A 14,280-nucleotide genomic window follows, 5' to 3' on the forward strand; every position below is an offset into this window, starting at 1 on the left:
CCAAACCCCACACCTGCAGGGCAAAGGACCGCCCCTCCCCCACACCCACAACCAACGACACACCCAACAACCCAAAACCCGCACCCACAGCCACAGCCACAGCCACACTCGCAGCATTCCCCGCCTCCAGCTCCAAGATCACCTGCCCCGCGCCCAGCCGCTCGAAGGCAAACCCAGCCATCACCCGCACCGCCCGCACCGCCCGCACCGCCAACCCCCGACCGCGATACGCCGGGCCGACCGCGTAGCCGAGCTCAGTGCCCTCAGGAGCGCGCCGCAGCATCACCTCGCCGAGCGGTGCACCACCATCAACGGTGATGGCGAGCAGAACGGCCGTACCCTCCGCACGCAACCGCCGGCTCCGGTCCAGCCGTGCACGGGCAGCCGCCCCATCGAAGGGCGAAACAATCGGTGTCCAGTACGCGATGTCGGGGTGGTCGAACAACTCCGGCATCGCGGCCAGGTCCGCCTCCGTCCAGTCGCGGAGAACGAGGCCCTCCCCCGAGAGCTCCATCCGCTCGGGAAAAGACGACGCGGTGCTGCTCATGGTGGGAGACCTCCCTGGCCTGTTCAGGACAAGGCAGGATATCCGGGAGGGGGCGGGCACAGTCTCGCCAGCATCTTCCAGGGCCTCTCACACCCCGGCCGTGGCGGTGTCCGCCGTCTCGCGCCCCACGGTGGAGGCCGCATCACCGCGCACACCACCGGCCGCGTCCAGCTCCTTAGACAGCCTGGGCAGGCCGTTGTGCGGCGGGGAACTTGTGATGCGTCGACGCGTGTTCGTACAACCTTTCGGTGGCTTTCGCGGTCTGTTCCTGTCGTATCTGCCGTTTCCGACGCAGCCGCCATCCTGAGGAGACCCGTGCGAGCACCTCTGCCCCTGTTCCGCGCCACGGCCCGCGTGGGCGTCCTTGCTCTCGTGGCGGGGCTCGTGGTCACCGTCGCGCCGACCGCCGAGGAGGCCGCGGCGGCAGGCCCCGTCCTGGAGTTCAGCCACGACCAAGCGGCCGGCGGGCTGGAGACCTACCCCTACGAGGACCACCGGGCCAAGACCACTGTGTGGGGGCGCAACACCAGTGCCGAAGAGGTGAAGTCCTTCACGGTGACGCTCGATGCCACCGGCCTCAAGGGCATAGCCGACGTCTCGCTGGAGGATCCGGACTGCCGGCAGAAAGAGGGCCGCGTCTTCGTCTGCGACGGCGCCAAGCTGGCGGGAGGGCCGCTCAAACCAGGCAAATCCTTCGGCGTGGACGGTCTGAAGGCGCTCTCCGCCAAGGGCGCAGCGGTCGGTGCCTCGGGGGCGCTGCATGTCCGCGGGGAGGCGGGCGGCGTCACGCTGGGCGAGATGGACCTGAAGGTGACCGTCCAGGATGCCGGGCTGGTCATCGACCGTCAGGCAACGTCCGGCGGGGACAAGGTGAAGCCGGGCTCGCTGGTCCGGCCGTCGGTCGGTCTCACGCATTACGGAGCCAAAGAGCTGCGCGGCATCCACGTCGCCATGTGGACCACGCCGGGACTGTCGTTCGCCCAGGAGTTCAGCAACTGCGAGTACGGGCTCTGGGACGAGGAACCGGCGGCCCGCTGCTTCGTCGAGGTACCGGTGGAACTCGGGCACTCGTACGACCTCGGCCTGAGCGCGCTGAAGGTCGGCGGCGCCGCGCTGGCCGAGGAGTGGCAGGTGAGTATCGGGCAGCAGGCGAAGGACATCGACTTCCTTACCCTCACCTCGGCGCACCGAGGCACCGGCCCTGAACTGAAGCTCACCCCTCGCACCGACCCGAACGCCCCTGCCACCCCGCAGTTCGGGCCCGCCACAGGTCGCGTCTCCGCGGACAACACCATGGACCTCCAGGCCGTGGGGGCCGTTGTCGACGGCACCGGCAAGAAGACCGTGACGGCGGAGGTGGGGCTGCGCAACAACGGGCCTGCCGGCTCCAAGAGTTGGCTGGGCAGCGAACCCGGTGAGGACCCGGTGGCCGAGACCGAGGTCCTGCTACCGCCGGGCACGACCGCCGTGCAGGTCCCCGAGCTGTGCCGCAGCTGGGGCACCGCGGCAACCGGCCGGGGAAAGCCCCGCGCGCCCCGCTACCTGTGCCACCAGGACCTCGACGACTACCGCCTCTCACCGGGCGACTACATCCGCTTCGCCTTCGAGCTGCGCATCGACGAGCCGCGCGCCCTCGCCCCGGGCAAGGTGACGGTCACCCGTCCGGACAGCGATCCTGACGGCACCAACAACACCGCAGCTCTCACCGTCACCGTCGACGGCAAGCCGGGCGGCGGGACGGGCACAGCCACCGGCGGCTCCGGCTCCCCCTCCCCCAGCGCCTCCACCGGCGGTTCCGGGACGAGCACGGGCCCGGACAGCGGAGGTGCGCACCCGGCGGACGGCTCGACCGGCGGCAGCATGGCCGACACCGGAGCGGGCCCGCTCCCCCGGATCGCCGCAGCCGCGGCAGGCTCCCTGGCCATCGGCACAACCCTGTTCACCGCCCTCCGCCGACGTGCCCGAAGCTGAACCCGGGCGCAGATCGCCGTGGAGCCACAGGACCGGGCCGCCCAGTCGGGCGCGGCGGCGTCTTTCCCTGACCGCGTGCTCAGCTGCCGGCCGCGGCGGTCTGCGGAGTCCGTCGGCCGAGGCGGGCGGCGGCGTCCTGCGTCATCTGCCGCACCACTTCCCCGGCGGGCAGGATCTCCTTGACCAGGCCCACACTCTCGCCGACGATCATGTTCGCGACGTCGAAGTCCCGCTGTGAGACAGCGGTGTTGAACTCGGCGGCGGCCTCGGCGAGGTGTGCGCGGAGTTCCGGCTCCCGCCCGTGCCATCGGTCGGTGAAGCGGTTGCGCAGCAGGCGGCCGTTGTACTCGGCGGGCCAGGCGTACTCCCGCACGATGTCGTAGACGCTGGTCCGGACGGTGTCGTCGCCGCCGGCCGCCACCGCACGCGCGTGGGCGCGAGCGGAGACCCCTGCTTCCTGCGTCGCCCAGAAGCGGGTTCCGACCAGGGCACCGTCCGCGCCGAGGGCGAGTGCGGCGGCGAGTCCGCGGCCGTCCGCCACCCCGCCGGCACCCAGCAGGAGCGTGTGCGGGGAGCGGTCGGCGATCAGGTCCGCGATGTCGGGTACGAGGGTGAACGTCGAGCGCGTCCCGGCTCCGTGGCCGCCGGCCTCGCCGCCCTGGGCGACGATGGCGTCCGCTCCGGCGTCGAGTGCCTGGCGGGCCTGGTCGAGCGTGTGGACCTGACACAGCAGCGGTACGGCTGCGGCGCGGACCGTGTCGGCGAACGGCGCCGGGTCGCCGAAGGACAGCATCACCGCGGCGGGCCGGTGCTCCAGGGCGATGTCGAGCAGTTCGGGGCGACGGGCCAGGCTCCAGGTGATGAAGCCGCAGCCCACCCGGGTGCCGGCCGCGGCGGCGAACTCCCGCTCCAGCCACTCTCCGTCGCCGTAGCCTCCGCCGATCATGCCGAGGCCGCCCGCGGTGGTCACCGCGGTGGCGAGCCGGGCTCCGGAGACGAGGTCCATGGGGGCGAGCACGATGGGGTGCTCGACTCCCAAGGCGTGGGTGAGGCGCGTGGTCAGCAAGGCACAGTCCCCTTCGTCCGGGCACCGCCCGCCGGTGGCACGGCGGGCGGTGCGGCGTCAGCGTCAGGTTCTGCCGTCGAACTCCCCTTGTCTGCCCGGAGAGCAGACCCCGCGGCGTGCCAGACGCCGCGGGGCAGAGGGGAGTTCGGCGACAGCGCCTGGATGGACAGTAGATTCGCCGGGATTTCAGGTCCAACGATTGGTGGTGATGGGAGCCATCTCCGGCGGAGAACCTTTCCGATGGCCGAGGAGCGTCGGACCGGTGAACTAGCCGGTCGCCGTGGCGGAACCGCCGACCATCCGCAGGACAGGCGGTACCTGCTCCACCGCCCGCACGTGGGTGAGGAAGCGGGTCACGGCGGGCGACGGCGGTGCGTCGACGCGCTGGACGAAGACGGTCTCCGCGCGTCCCTCGTCCTCCGGCAGTTCGTGCACCCGTATCTGTTCGCGGGAGGCGTGCCGCTCGACCACGGCGGCGGGCAGCAGGCTGATGCCCAGGCCGGCCCCGACACAGCCGATGATGCCCTCCAGCGTTCCGAATTCCATGCAGCGAACGCCGACGGCGCCTCGCGCGTGCAGCATGCTCTCCAGGCGCCTGCGGTAGGAACAGCCGGTGCGGAAGACGAGGATCCTGGGGTCGTGCAGCACGGTGTCAGGATCGGAGACCCGGCGGGCCGTGACGAGGACGAGGCGCTCCTCGAACAGTGGGGTCTCCACCACGTCGGGCCGCCGCACCGGGCCGCTGACCAGCGCCCCGTCGAGCCGGTACGCCAGGACGTCCCGGACCAGCTGCTCGGTGGGGCCGGTGACCAGTGAGAAGTCGACGCGGGGACAGTCCTCGGCGAAGGCCGCCAGCACCGCGGGAAGCCGCAGGCCCGCCGTGGTCTCCAAGGAGCCGATCCGCAGTGGTCCGCACGGATCGGTCTCGTCGCCGACGACCTGCTGCGCCTCGTCGACGAGCCGGCTGATGCGCTCGGCGTACGGCAGCAGCCGCTCGCCGGTATGTGTCAGGGCCACGCCCCGTGCGTGCCGGCGGAACAGCGGTGCGCCGAGCTGCTTTTCCAGGGCGCGGATCCGGGCGCTGACGTTCGACTGCACGGTGTGCAGTTCCTGAGCGGCTCTGGTGATGCCTCGCGTGCGTGCGACGGCCAGGAAGATTCGCAGGTCGGACAGTTCCACGTCGGCCTCCACACGGGTCCGGGGTGGCCCGGAGCCTACCTCCGGCCGACGGCGCGAAAACCGCGGCACGAAGTCCAGGCCGTACGCGAAAGGGCTGGAACGCCTCAGTGGTGGCCATGTGCTCCTCGACCGCGACGGCCCTCATGCCCGCCGTCCGCCGTCGACCGACATCGCGATGCCGGTGACGTAGCACGCGGCGTCCGAGCAGAGCCAGACCGCCGCCGCCGCGGCCTCCTCCGGTGCGGCCAGCCGGCCGAGCGGGGTGATCGCCGCCTGCTGCGCGATCATGTCGGTGCCGGCCGCCACCTTCTCGAACCCGGCGGTGCGGGTCGGGCCGGGGCAGACGGCGTTGACCCGGATGTTCTGCGGCGCGTAGTCCACCGCGGCGGCCTTGGTGAGCCCGACGACGCCGTGCTTGGCGGCCACATAGGCGGGGGCGTGCGGGATCGCGTACAGGCCGCCGTTGGAGGCGATGTTGACGATCGCGCCGCCACCGTGGAGCAAGGGCAGCTCGTACTTCATGCACAGGAAGGTCCCGGCCAGGTTGACGTGGAGCACGCGCTCGAACTCGTCCAGGGTCATCTCGTCGAGCTGCCGGTGGTGCGAGGCCAGGCCGGCGTTGTTCACGGCGAAATCGAGGCCGCCGTACACCGTGACCGTGCCCTCGACGGCCGCCTGGACGGAGCGTTCGTCGGCGATGTCGACGGCGAAGGTCAATGCTTCCCCGCCGTCCTTCCTGATCATTTCGGTGGTCTCGGCCGCCGTGCGCTCGTCGATGTCGAGCACGGCGACCGCGGCGCCGCTCCGGGCGAACTCCAGTGCCGCCGCGCGGCCGATCCCGCTGCCGGCGCCGGTGACCAGTCCCACCTTTCGGGAAGCGCGGCTCATGCCAGCGGCTCGTGGTTCGCCCAGGCGACCCGGTACGGGTGCCGCGACTGCCAGTGGTCGATGACCTCGTGCATGCCGGGCGCGGCGAACGCCTTCGCCAGCGCGTCGGTGTCGGCCACGGCGACCTGCACGATCGCGGTCGCGATCAGCGCCGGAATGGCCTCCTCGCCGGGGACGGGGAGGTGGCGCCGTACCGCGACCGACCGCACGAGATCGGAGTCGAGCATGACCCGTTCGATGTCTGTGAGGTATTGATCGAGCTCGGCGGTCGGCAGCGGGTGATCGAAGGACACGATCATTGTGTGGTTGATCATGCGCCCATCCTTGACGGCATACGCCGCCGCCGTCCAAGACCGTTTCGTTCTTCGGCGATAACCTGGAGGCATGATCGAATTGGAGACCCGCGAGCTGGAGTACTTCCTCGCAGTCGCCGACGAGCTGCACTTCGGCCGGGCCGCCGTCCGGCTCTCGATCGCGCAGCCGGCGCTGTCGAAGGCGATCCGGCGGACCGAAACCCGGCTCGGCGTCCCGCTGTTCATCCGCTCCAGCCGCCGCGTCGAACTCACCCCGGCCGGGGAGGCGTTGCGGGAACACGGGCGGCACGCGCTCAACGCGGTCAGCGCCGCAGTCCGGAACGCCCGGCGCGCCGGCGACACCCGGGCCCATCTGCGGCTCGTGCTCAAGCCCGGCGGTGACGCCGGCCTGCTGTCCGGGATCCTGGCCGCGTACTCCCACCAGCCCGACGCCCGCCGGGTGGACATCCTGTTCAGCGGCCCCGCCGACCGCGCCGACTTCCTGCGCGACGGCCGGGCCGATGTCGGCCTGCTCTACGCGCCGTTCGACGATCTGGACGGCCTGGACCACGAGACGCTGTTCGCCGAGGACCGCGTGGTCATCGTCCCGTCCGGGCACCGGCTGGCCGGGCAGGCTGCGGTGCGGATGTCCGATCTGGAAGGCGAGACGCTGCCGCGTTGGAAGGGGGTTCCCGGGGGCGACGGCACCGGTCCCGAGGTCGCCGACGTGGTCCAGCTGCTCCACATGATCACGGTGAGCCGGATGATCGGGGTGCTGCCGCGCTCGCTGGTCGCACCGGTCCCGGCCGGCCTGCGCTGCGTCCCGGTGGCCGACGCGCCGCCCAGCCGCCTGGTGCTCGCCTGGAACGAGCAGGACCGCAGGCCGCTGGTCGCCTCGTTCGTGGCCGCCGCGCTCGGGTCGCGCCGGCACGAGACCGGGTCAGGCCGCGAGGAACCTGGCTAGAAACAGGCGCTCACCCATGCCCGATCGCCTCCGCCGAGGCTCTGCGCTCACAGTGCGCGGTGGTACTGGCTCGGCCAGGCCGCCTTGGCGCCGGGCCGGTTGCGCAGGGCGAGGTACGGATCGCGCAGCAGAGCACGCCCTATCAGCACCGCGTCCGCCCGGCCGTCGGCCACCAGCTCGCGGGCCTGCGACAGGTCGCCGATCGGTCCGACCGGGGCGACTGCGAGCCCCGACGCCCTCTTGAGCGTGTCCGCGAACTCGACATGGACCCCGTCCCGCACCGGCGGGCGGGCCTCCCGGTCCCGCGCCACCCCACCGGACGAGACGTCCAGGAGGTCGATGCCCACGGCTGCCAGTTCCTTGGCGAACGTCACCGCCTCGTCGATGGAGATGCCGCCGTCGGCCCAGTCCGTGGCGGTGATACGGACGAAGACGGGCTTCTCCGCCGGGAAGGCCGCACGGACGGCGCGCGCCACGCGCAGCGGAAGGCGCATCCGGTTCTGCAGGCTCCCGCCGTACTCGTCCGTCCGATGGTTGGACAGGGGGGAAAGGAATTGGTGCACGAGGTACCCGTGCGCGGCGTGGATCTCGACGGCCTCGTACCCCGCCAGGTGGGACATCCGGGCCGCCCTGGCGAACGCCTCGACGACCTCATCGATGTCGGCACGGCCGGCTTCCCGGGGAACGCCCAGTTCGCCGAACCGCGTCGCCGACGGCCCGATCGTCTCCCAGCCGCCGTCGGCCACGCTCACCGGGCCGTTCTGCCCCGCGCCTTCCCAGGGCACCTGGTGCGACCCCTTCCTGCCCGCGGCCAGCAGTTGGATCGCGGGAACCGCGCCGCGTTCGGCGATGAACGAGGTCAGGCGCCGGTGCGCAGCGGCCTGCTCTTCGTTCCAGATCCCGAGGTCTGCCGACGTGGTCCGGTGCGATGGCCCCACGGCCGTGGCCTCGACCATGGTCAAACCCACTCCGCCGATCGCACGCGCGCCGTAGTGCACGAGGTGCCAGTCGGTCGGCTTCCCATCGGATCCGGCGGAGTACTGGGCCATCGGGGACATCCACACACGGTTGGGGACCGTGACGTCCCGCAGCCGCAGCGGGCGCATCTCGGGTTCCGCACACTCTCGGCTGGACACAGCTGAACTCACTTCCTGAGGCAGGCGCCCCTCGCAGTGATCATTGCGTTTACAGCTTCAACGTACCACAATCGCAGCAACCACTGCGTTAAAAAAGCAGCGATCAATGCAATAATGAGTCGCGTGTCCTCAACGACTTCTCCCCCGCCGCACTCCGGCAGCCGGCCGGGCGGCCGGAGCGCCCGAGTCCGGGCGGCCGTCCACCGGGCCGTCAAGGAACTGCTCGCCGACGAGGCGAATGAGCTGCTGACGATTCCGGTGGTAGCCGCCCGCGCAGGCGTGCACGCCACCACCGTCTACCGCCGCTGGGGCTCCATCGGCGACCTGCTCGCCGACGTCGCGACCAGCCGCTTCTCCGGTGACCTCGTGGTGCCGGACACCGGCAGCCTCCGCGAGGACCTGGAACGCTACGCATCCGACCTCGCCAAGGACCTCAGCGACCCGGACACCCTCGCCCTGGTGCGCGCCACCATCGGCACAGCCGGCGGGCAAGGCGCCCTCGCATGCAGCGGAGAACGCGGCCAAGCACTCGAAGCCATACTCGAACGGGACCGGGCCCGGGGCCATCAGCCCCCGACCCTCGAACGCACCACTGACGCCGTGCTCGCCCCCCTCTACTACCGGGCCGTCTTCGCCGGCCAGCCCCTCACCCGCGAATGGACACACACCCTCGTGTCACATCTGCTGCCGGACTGAAAACACCACGCCACAAGGGACTTTCGCCTGTATCACCGCGCAGGGCAGCGGATGCCCGCGGTGGGGTGTCCGCGGTGTCTGCGCGGCAACAGCGGCCACGAGCCGCGCTACGGGCCGGAGCGAAGCGCGCTCGCGTGCCGCGTGGGGCTCGGTCGTGATGGTCTGCCGAGAATGACGACGGATCGTCGGCTCCGACATGAACACGCACGTCATCGACTTCCCGCACTGACGCCCCGCGTCGGCGACGGCTCACTTCTCGTCCGGCGCGTCCACGATGTTGCCCGTCTTGTCGACGGTGTGTGTGCGCCAGTACATGTCCCACTTGTCGTCGGTCTTCTGCGGCACCTTGCCCTCGGGGTAGCGCGTGTACCCCTTCGGAACCTTCTCGCTGTCCTTGACGCACGCGGAGCCGGTGGCCCCGACGGTCATGACGGGATACTCACCGTTGCTGCAGATGTCGTCCTGGAAGAGGGAGCCGGAGCAGCCGGCGAGCGCAACAACTGCGGCAGCTCCTGCGAGGGCCGCGGCAGCGCGGACGCGGCGGCGGCGAGAGGCGGAACGGGGGCAGCTGGCGCCGGGGATCACGGTCGTCTCCTGTGGGTTGTTCGGTCTGCTCTCACCGTGGTCGACGGTGAGAGCAAGGTCCTGAGTACATGTACTCAGGCCGGCACGTACATATCCAACTCGTCATGATCTGAACGCGAGTTCCAAGCGATCCGCCCTCGGTCGCCCCTCGTCAGGTCCTGTTGCGAACTCTCCAGCGCCGATGAGGACAGCAGGCCCTGAATTTGCCCGCGTTCGGGCGGGATTGGGGTGTATTACCGCCGGGTGACCGAGCGGATCCAGGCGAGTTGCTGGGAGATCTCCCCGGCCTCGGCGATCTTCTGCCGGTCGGAGCCGTCAAAGACGCCGAGGAGGGTTTCGGTGCCTTGCGGGGAGATGCTCATCACCGGGCTTCCGGAGTCGCCGCCGGCCGGAATCCCGGACACCTTTTCCATGCAGAAGTCCGAGCCGCCCGGTGCGGTGTAGCCGTCGCATCGGGGGTCGTCCGGCCGTACGACCCGCAGGTCCGACTGCTTGAGCACAGGGGACTGGCAGGTGTTTTCGTCCCCGGTGCAGGTGGCGCCCCACCCGAACTGCCGCACGTCCTGGCCGGGTTGGACACCGGCCGTGGCCAGGCGTGCCGTACGGACCTTCATCGGCGGGACCTTGATGAGCATCATGTCGGCGTGGGCATTTCCCGCGCGTCCGCCGGGCACCGGGTGGACTGTGGTGCCCTTCCGCATGTCGAGGTTGCCGACCCGGAACGAGATCCGCTTGTCGGCGACCGGCTGTCCCTGCTCGAAGAAGCAGTGCGAGGCGCTGATGATCCACTGACGTGTGACCGCCGTCCCGGTGCACGCCGGTTTGCCGTCCACGAGCATGCGCACCGCCCACGGTCCATAGGCGCTCTTCGATCCGCCGATGACGGCAAAGGCCGGCGCGGACGACATCACCGCGCCCGTCACCAGCAGTAAGGCGGTTAGCAGCAGTGCACGAACTCGACGCACCATTCTGAACAGCTCCTCTCGTCGGGGCATGAGGCCCGTACTGCTAGTGAGATGCCCTGCTGGGCCGAAGAGTTCCGAAGGTGTCGACGCGGGGTCGGTGCCTGCTTCACCTGTGCCGTGCACAAGTGAGCCCGCGCCTGGCGGGCGGGGATGTTCTTCAGGTGTACCAATGCGTGGAGCCGGGGAAGACTTCGAGCCACTGTTCGCCGGTGGTCCGTGGGGCGAGGACGCTCTCGTAGTGGTGGTCGGTGGAGAGGATCACCGGCGTCTCCGGGACGAGCACGGGCTCGGGCAGCGGAAGTAGGCACCCGACGGAAGGCTCGACCGGCGGCAGCATGGCCGACACCGGAGCAGGGCCCCTCCCCTGGATTGCCGCAACCGCGGCAGGCTCCCTGGCCATCGGCGCAACCCTGTTCGCCGCCCTCCGCCGACGCGACCGAAGCTGAACCCGGGTGCCAACAAAGCTCGTTGGCACCGCTTGGCCACAGACACCGACGCCGACAGCATCGATATCGGACCAGCCCCTGGACGAACCTCACGCCTGGGGATTCAACAACCGGTAGGCGCACTCCCCCTGTGGGACAGCCGTGGGTATCGGGCTGAGACCATCCCCGTGGCACGGGGGGCAGGTAGGCATGCGCCTCGTCGATCGCCACAGCCTTCCCGCGACCGCGAAATGGCGCAGCGCCAGGTAGCAGCTCTTGAGCCCCGCGCACAACAACTGGTCCACCGTCCCGGCGACGAACGGCGACAGCATCGCCTTCTTTCCCCCCCGCAGCCAGGCATGAGCGGTCCGCTCCTCATCTCCAGCCCGTGCGCTCGCATACGGTCGGCGAGCTGATCCACCGGGCACGCGAACGCAGTCGCCGCCTTACCGATGTCGTGCACGGCGGCCAGCCACACCAGCAGCAGCCGACCAGCGCCTCACCCTCACCGGATAACGTCTCGGACACCCGCATCCGCACGTTCACAGGCAGCCAGTTGCTCCACAACAGCCCGGCTGTGCCGCGCTCACCTACTTCTCTTGGCCACTGCCCTGCGCTACAGATCTCCCCTCAGCGGCCAGTTCTGTAGCGCAGGACAGCAGGGCCGGTCCGAGACCGGCGACTTGTCGCGGCCCTCAGTTCAGCCGAGCGATGTGTGCAGTGCAACGAAGTACTGGGGGGATCTCGCGTCGGGTGATTACTACTTCAGCCTCGACAAGAGCAATGGTGCAGCGGGGCCGGGAACGTTCCACCTGTACGCCAAACCCGTCAAGATGACGTGGTAGTTCATTAATCGATGACGGGTCGGCCGGAAGCAGTGTGCTTCCGGCCGGCTTTCGTCGGCTCGCGAAAAGTAAGGGCGGCATGTCTCTGCAATTCCATCAGTGCTCCTTCCGGTACGGCCGGAAGGTGCCAGTCCTCGATCGGCTCGATCTTTCCATCGGACACAGGGCTACCGTCCTGCTGGGGCCGAACGGCGCGGGAAAATCGACACTCCTGGGTATCGCCGCCTCGTGGATTTTACCGGCCCACGGCAGCGTTACCTGGCGTGGTACCGACCCCTCTCAGGCGAAATCGCGTGCGACCTACCGCAAGGCGGTGGGATGGCTTCCCCAGGATGTGAAGCCCATGCCCGGCCTCACAGTGCGGGAAAACGTCGCGTACATCGGGTGGCTGAAGGGAATGTCGCGCTCGGATGCCTGGGACCAGTCCCGTGACGCGCTGGAACGGGTGAAACTGGGAAGCCTGACGGACCGGAAGAGCCACCAGCTCTCGGGAGGCCAGCTGCGGCGCATGGGAATCGCCGGAACTCTCGTCCACAGCAGTGAGATTGTGCTCCTCGACGAACCCACCGCGGGACTCGATCCGTCACAGCGTCAGATCTTCCGTGACCTCGTGACCCATCTCCTGGCTGATATCCAGGTGGTGGTGTCGACCCATCAGACCGAAGACCTGGATTCGATGTACGACCACGTCGTCATCCTCGATCAGGGCCAGGTCCGCTTCGAAGGCGACACCGAAAGCTTCCTGTCTCTGGCAGCAGCCGGCATCCCCGAAGGCCGGCGAGCCGAGGGCGCCTACACCCAGCTCATCGCCCAGGAGGTGTGAGCCGTGCTCTGGCGTACCGTACTGCGCTCCTCCTCCGCTTCCTGGCTGGCACCCCTCTTGGCCGCCTTCGTCGCTCTGCTGCTGTCGGACGACCTCACCAATGAGGTGACCGTCGGCTACTGGCCCAGCGCCCTGGGCTCCGCCAGCTTTGCCCTGCCCTTCATCGCTCCCGCATGCGCCGCGTCCGGGGCCTGGGAAGGATCACGCCTCACCCGCGGCCGGGTCACCCACTGGGCACCGACGCGCTCAGGACTTGGCATCGCGCTCCCCTTGCTGCTTCCCGTCCTGGTCCTGGGCATGGTCGGTATGGGAGTCGCCTCCGCCCTGACCATCTCCCAGAGCCACCCGAACGTCGGAGCGCCGCCACTGGGCATGGTCGCCGTGTGGCTGGTCGTTCTCTCGGCACACTCCATGGCCGGCTTTCTGCTCGGCACACGGCTCCCCTTGGTCGTCGCCGCCCCCCTCGCCCTGATTCTCAGCTTTTTCCTGACCGCATACCCGGCGGCTCTGGAGCCGCTGTGGCTACGCCACATGGTCACCGGAGGCATGCCGTCGTGCTGCTCCCTCGACCAGACTCCCAACTGGCGCGCCGCAGCGAGCGCGTTGGTCCTTGCGCTCGGTGTCGTCGGGGCCGCGGTTCTCGCCCTGACCGGCCTGCACCGCCGGACACGCGTCCTCTCCCTCTCCGCACTGCTGGTGATCGGCCTGGCCGGCAGCGGCACACTCGCCTACGGACTTCCCGCCGATCCCGTGAACGCCCGCTCCACCGACCAGTTGCAGTGTTCCGGTCACACGCCGCGCGTCTGCGTATGGCCAGAGCTCTCCCGGGACGCCACCATGATCCGGGAGAACGCTTCCGACGCCCGCCACCGCCTCCAGCAGGCCGGCCTGACCGTTCCCCCAACGCTCACCATGCAGGAACACCCGGGCCAGGACGCCCTGTTCATCGGAGTCTGGCCCGCCCCCTCCGCAGCGGACGTGCGTTCCGGCGTCGCCACCGGGATCCTGCCGTCCGGCCCGCCGTCCTGTGCCCGGTCGGGCCCGTTCCCCGGCGCCGAAGCGTACGGCCCCAGTACCGCGTGGCTGTCACTGACCGCCGGTACCGGCCGGCAAGAGGTCGCCGGCCGGTACGGTCCGCAGGACTCCGCGGTGGCCGAACGCGTCAAGCGCCTCTCCCCCGCCAAGCAGCTGGCGTGGTTCCGGCACAACCTGAACGCCCTGCGCGACTGCACGACCGGACCTGCTCCGGTGCCCTCCTCCCGCACCGTGGAGGCCGCACGATGATCTGGTGGCTCAAGGCCAAAGGCATCCCCGCAGTCGTAGCCGCGACCCTCGCGGTCTACCTCCTGGCGCTCGTGGTCCGGCAGGAAGCCATCCCCGTACCCGCCGTCGTCGGGGCCTCCGGCCGACTCCTGGTGACCCAGATCCTCGGAATCCTTCCCGTCGTCCTGCTTCTGCACGGCATCGACCGCGGCGACACCGTCACCGAAGAGGTCGCCCTGCGTCACAGAGGACGCCGCAACCTGGCGCTGTGCCTGGCATTTGTGCTCCTGGCCGTGCTGCTGGACGGAGGCATCCACGCGGTGTGGGACCGGCCGGAGGCCCTGTCGTTGGCCCGCAACTGCGCCGGATTTCTCGGGACCGCTCTCATCGTGCGCGCCGTCCTGGGGCCCGGCATCGCCGCGATCTGCGTTGCCGCGCTCCCCCTGGCCTGCGCCGCCGGGGGCCGCAGGCCAGGAGGCACCGCCCGGCCGTGGGCATGGCCCATCCAGGAAGCCGGCTCGGCCCTGGGCATGGGGGAGGCCGCCTTCCTCTTCGCCGTCGGCTGCGGCCTGATCCTGTGGAGGCAACGCCCCTTGTGCAATCCCCTCGCCCGCACAGCCTGACACCGGCCGAG

15 protein-coding genes and 1 pseudogene are annotated in these 14,280 nt (G+C 70.0%); 6 read left to right on the top strand and 10 right to left on the bottom strand.

Annotation, left to right across the window (positions count from 1 at the left end; genetic code table 11):
* Nucleotides 1-547 (bottom strand): GNAT family N-acetyltransferase (locus ACGFNI_RS03960; protein ID WP_393680362.1); only part of this gene is annotated, 547 nt, incomplete at its 3' end.
* Between the two features lie 315 nt (nt 548-862).
* Between ACGFNI_RS03960 and ACGFNI_RS03965 the strand changes: the two genes are divergently transcribed.
* Nucleotides 863-2,518: a hypothetical protein gene (locus tag ACGFNI_RS03965; RefSeq protein ID WP_393680364.1), complete on the top strand. Its 1,656-nt coding sequence runs from the start codon at nt 863-865 to the stop codon at nt 2,516-2,518.
* Between the two features lie 79 nt (nt 2,519-2,597).
* Here the strand turns inward: ACGFNI_RS03965 and ACGFNI_RS03970 are convergent, their stop codons facing one another.
* The 4 genes from ACGFNI_RS03970 to ACGFNI_RS03985 all read right to left on the bottom strand — a co-directional run bounded on the left by ACGFNI_RS03970 (nt 2,598) and on the right by ACGFNI_RS03985 (nt 5,965).
* Complete coding sequence (locus tag ACGFNI_RS03970; RefSeq protein WP_393680366.1) at nt 2,598-3,584, bottom strand: NAD(P)H-dependent flavin oxidoreductase; 987 nt, start codon at nt 3,582-3,584, stop codon at nt 2,598-2,600.
* 267 nt (nt 3,585-3,851) lie between these two features.
* Nucleotides 3,852-4,763 (bottom strand): LysR family transcriptional regulator, encoded by a 912-nt coding sequence (locus tag ACGFNI_RS03975; protein ID WP_393680368.1) that lies wholly within the window; start codon nt 4,761-4,763, stop codon nt 3,852-3,854.
* A 141-nt stretch (nt 4,764-4,904) separates the two neighbouring features.
* The gene (locus ACGFNI_RS03980; protein ID WP_393680369.1) at nt 4,905-5,651 is read right to left on the bottom strand and encodes an SDR family NAD(P)-dependent oxidoreductase; all 747 of its coding nucleotides are present in this window, start codon (nt 5,649-5,651) and stop codon (nt 4,905-4,907) included.
* Nucleotides 5,648-5,965, bottom strand: a complete 318-nt coding sequence (locus ACGFNI_RS03985) for a hypothetical protein (RefSeq protein WP_393680371.1) — start codon at nt 5,963-5,965, stop codon at nt 5,648-5,650. The genes ACGFNI_RS03980 and ACGFNI_RS03985 overlap by 4 nt, the downstream gene beginning before the upstream one ends.
* 70 nt (nt 5,966-6,035) lie before the next feature.
* Here ACGFNI_RS03985 and ACGFNI_RS03990 point away from each other — a divergent pair, with 70 nt between their 5' ends.
* Nucleotides 6,036-6,908 carry a LysR family transcriptional regulator gene (locus ACGFNI_RS03990; protein ID WP_393680372.1) on the top strand — a complete coding sequence of 291 codons (873 nt, stop codon included), beginning with the start codon at nt 6,036-6,038 and terminating at the stop codon, nt 6,906-6,908.
* A 47-nt stretch (nt 6,909-6,955) separates the two neighbouring features.
* Here the strand turns inward: ACGFNI_RS03990 and ACGFNI_RS03995 are convergent, their stop codons facing one another.
* The gene (locus ACGFNI_RS03995; RefSeq protein WP_393681427.1) at nt 6,956-8,014 is read right to left on the bottom strand and encodes an NADH:flavin oxidoreductase/NADH oxidase; all 1,059 of its coding nucleotides are present in this window, start codon (nt 8,012-8,014) and stop codon (nt 6,956-6,958) included.
* A gap of 153 nt (nt 8,015-8,167) precedes the next feature.
* On the opposite strand from ACGFNI_RS03995, the gene ACGFNI_RS04000 reads away from it, so the two are divergent.
* Nucleotides 8,168-8,740: a TetR-like C-terminal domain-containing protein gene (locus ACGFNI_RS04000; protein WP_393680373.1), complete on the top strand. Its 573-nt coding sequence runs from the start codon at nt 8,168-8,170 to the stop codon at nt 8,738-8,740.
* A 249-nt stretch (nt 8,741-8,989) separates the two neighbouring features.
* Here the strand turns inward: ACGFNI_RS04000 and ACGFNI_RS04005 are convergent, their stop codons facing one another.
* The 4 genes and pseudogenes from ACGFNI_RS04005 to ACGFNI_RS04020 all read right to left on the bottom strand — a co-directional run.
* Nucleotides 8,990-9,325: an SCO0607 family lipoprotein gene (locus ACGFNI_RS04005; protein ID WP_393680374.1), complete on the bottom strand. Its 336-nt coding sequence runs from the start codon at nt 9,323-9,325 to the stop codon at nt 8,990-8,992.
* A gap of 233 nt (nt 9,326-9,558) precedes the next feature.
* Nucleotides 9,559-10,293 (bottom strand): S1 family peptidase, encoded by a 735-nt coding sequence (locus ACGFNI_RS04010; RefSeq protein WP_393680375.1) that lies wholly within the window; start codon nt 10,291-10,293, stop codon nt 9,559-9,561.
* A gap of 154 nt (nt 10,294-10,447) precedes the next feature.
* A complete protein-coding gene (locus tag ACGFNI_RS04015) occupies nt 10,448-10,636 on the bottom strand; it encodes a hypothetical protein (RefSeq protein WP_393680377.1) in 189 nt (62 codons plus the stop codon).
* Nucleotides 10,637-11,142: 506 nt separating this feature from the next.
* A pseudogene (locus ACGFNI_RS04020) lies at nt 11,143-11,193 on the bottom strand (hypothetical protein); the annotation flags it as partial.
* 446 nt (nt 11,194-11,639) lie between these two features.
* On the opposite strand from ACGFNI_RS04020, the gene ACGFNI_RS04025 reads away from it, so the two are divergent.
* The 3 genes from ACGFNI_RS04025 to ACGFNI_RS04035 are packed head-to-tail and all read left to right on the top strand — an operon-like array spanning nt 11,640 to nt 14,269.
* Nucleotides 11,640-12,383: an ATP-binding cassette domain-containing protein gene (locus tag ACGFNI_RS04025; protein WP_393680379.1), complete on the top strand. Its 744-nt coding sequence runs from the start codon at nt 11,640-11,642 to the stop codon at nt 12,381-12,383.
* Between the two features lie 3 nt (nt 12,384-12,386).
* Entirely contained in the window at nt 12,387-13,667 is a 1,281-nt protein-coding gene (locus ACGFNI_RS04030; RefSeq protein WP_393680380.1) for a hypothetical protein, read from the top strand.
* Complete coding sequence (locus ACGFNI_RS04035) at nt 13,664-14,269, top strand: hypothetical protein (protein WP_393680381.1); 606 nt, start codon at nt 13,664-13,666, stop codon at nt 14,267-14,269. Before ACGFNI_RS04030 ends, ACGFNI_RS04035 begins: the two co-directional genes overlap by 4 nt.
* Nucleotides 14,270-14,280: the final 11 nt, after the last annotated feature.

Origin of the sequence: Streptomyces sp. NPDC048644 (assembly GCF_043199105.1) — a bacterium.
Lineage (GTDB): Bacteria > Actinomycetota > Actinomycetes > Streptomycetales > Streptomycetaceae > Streptomyces.

Coding starts and splice junctions, on each gene's coding strand:
- ACGFNI_RS03980 (WP_393680369.1), bottom strand. CDS start 5,651: ATGAGCCGCGCTTCCCGAAAGGTGGGACTGGTCACCGGCGCCGGCAGC.
- ACGFNI_RS03985 (WP_393680371.1), bottom strand. CDS start 5,965: ATGATCAACCACACAATGATCGTGTCCTTCGATCACCCGCTGCCGACC.
- ACGFNI_RS03990 (WP_393680372.1), top strand. CDS start 6,036: ATGATCGAATTGGAGACCCGCGAGCTGGAGTACTTCCTCGCAGTCGCC.
- ACGFNI_RS03995 (WP_393681427.1), bottom strand. CDS start 8,014: ATGCGCCCGCTGCGGCTGCGGGACGTCACGGTCCCCAACCGTGTGTGG.
- ACGFNI_RS04010 (WP_393680375.1), bottom strand. CDS start 10,293: ATGGTGCGTCGAGTTCGTGCACTGCTGCTAACCGCCTTACTGCTGGTG.
- ACGFNI_RS04025 (WP_393680379.1), top strand. CDS start 11,640: ATGTCTCTGCAATTCCATCAGTGCTCCTTCCGGTACGGCCGGAAGGTG.
- ACGFNI_RS04035 (WP_393680381.1), top strand. CDS start 13,664: ATGATCTGGTGGCTCAAGGCCAAAGGCATCCCCGCAGTCGTAGCCGCG.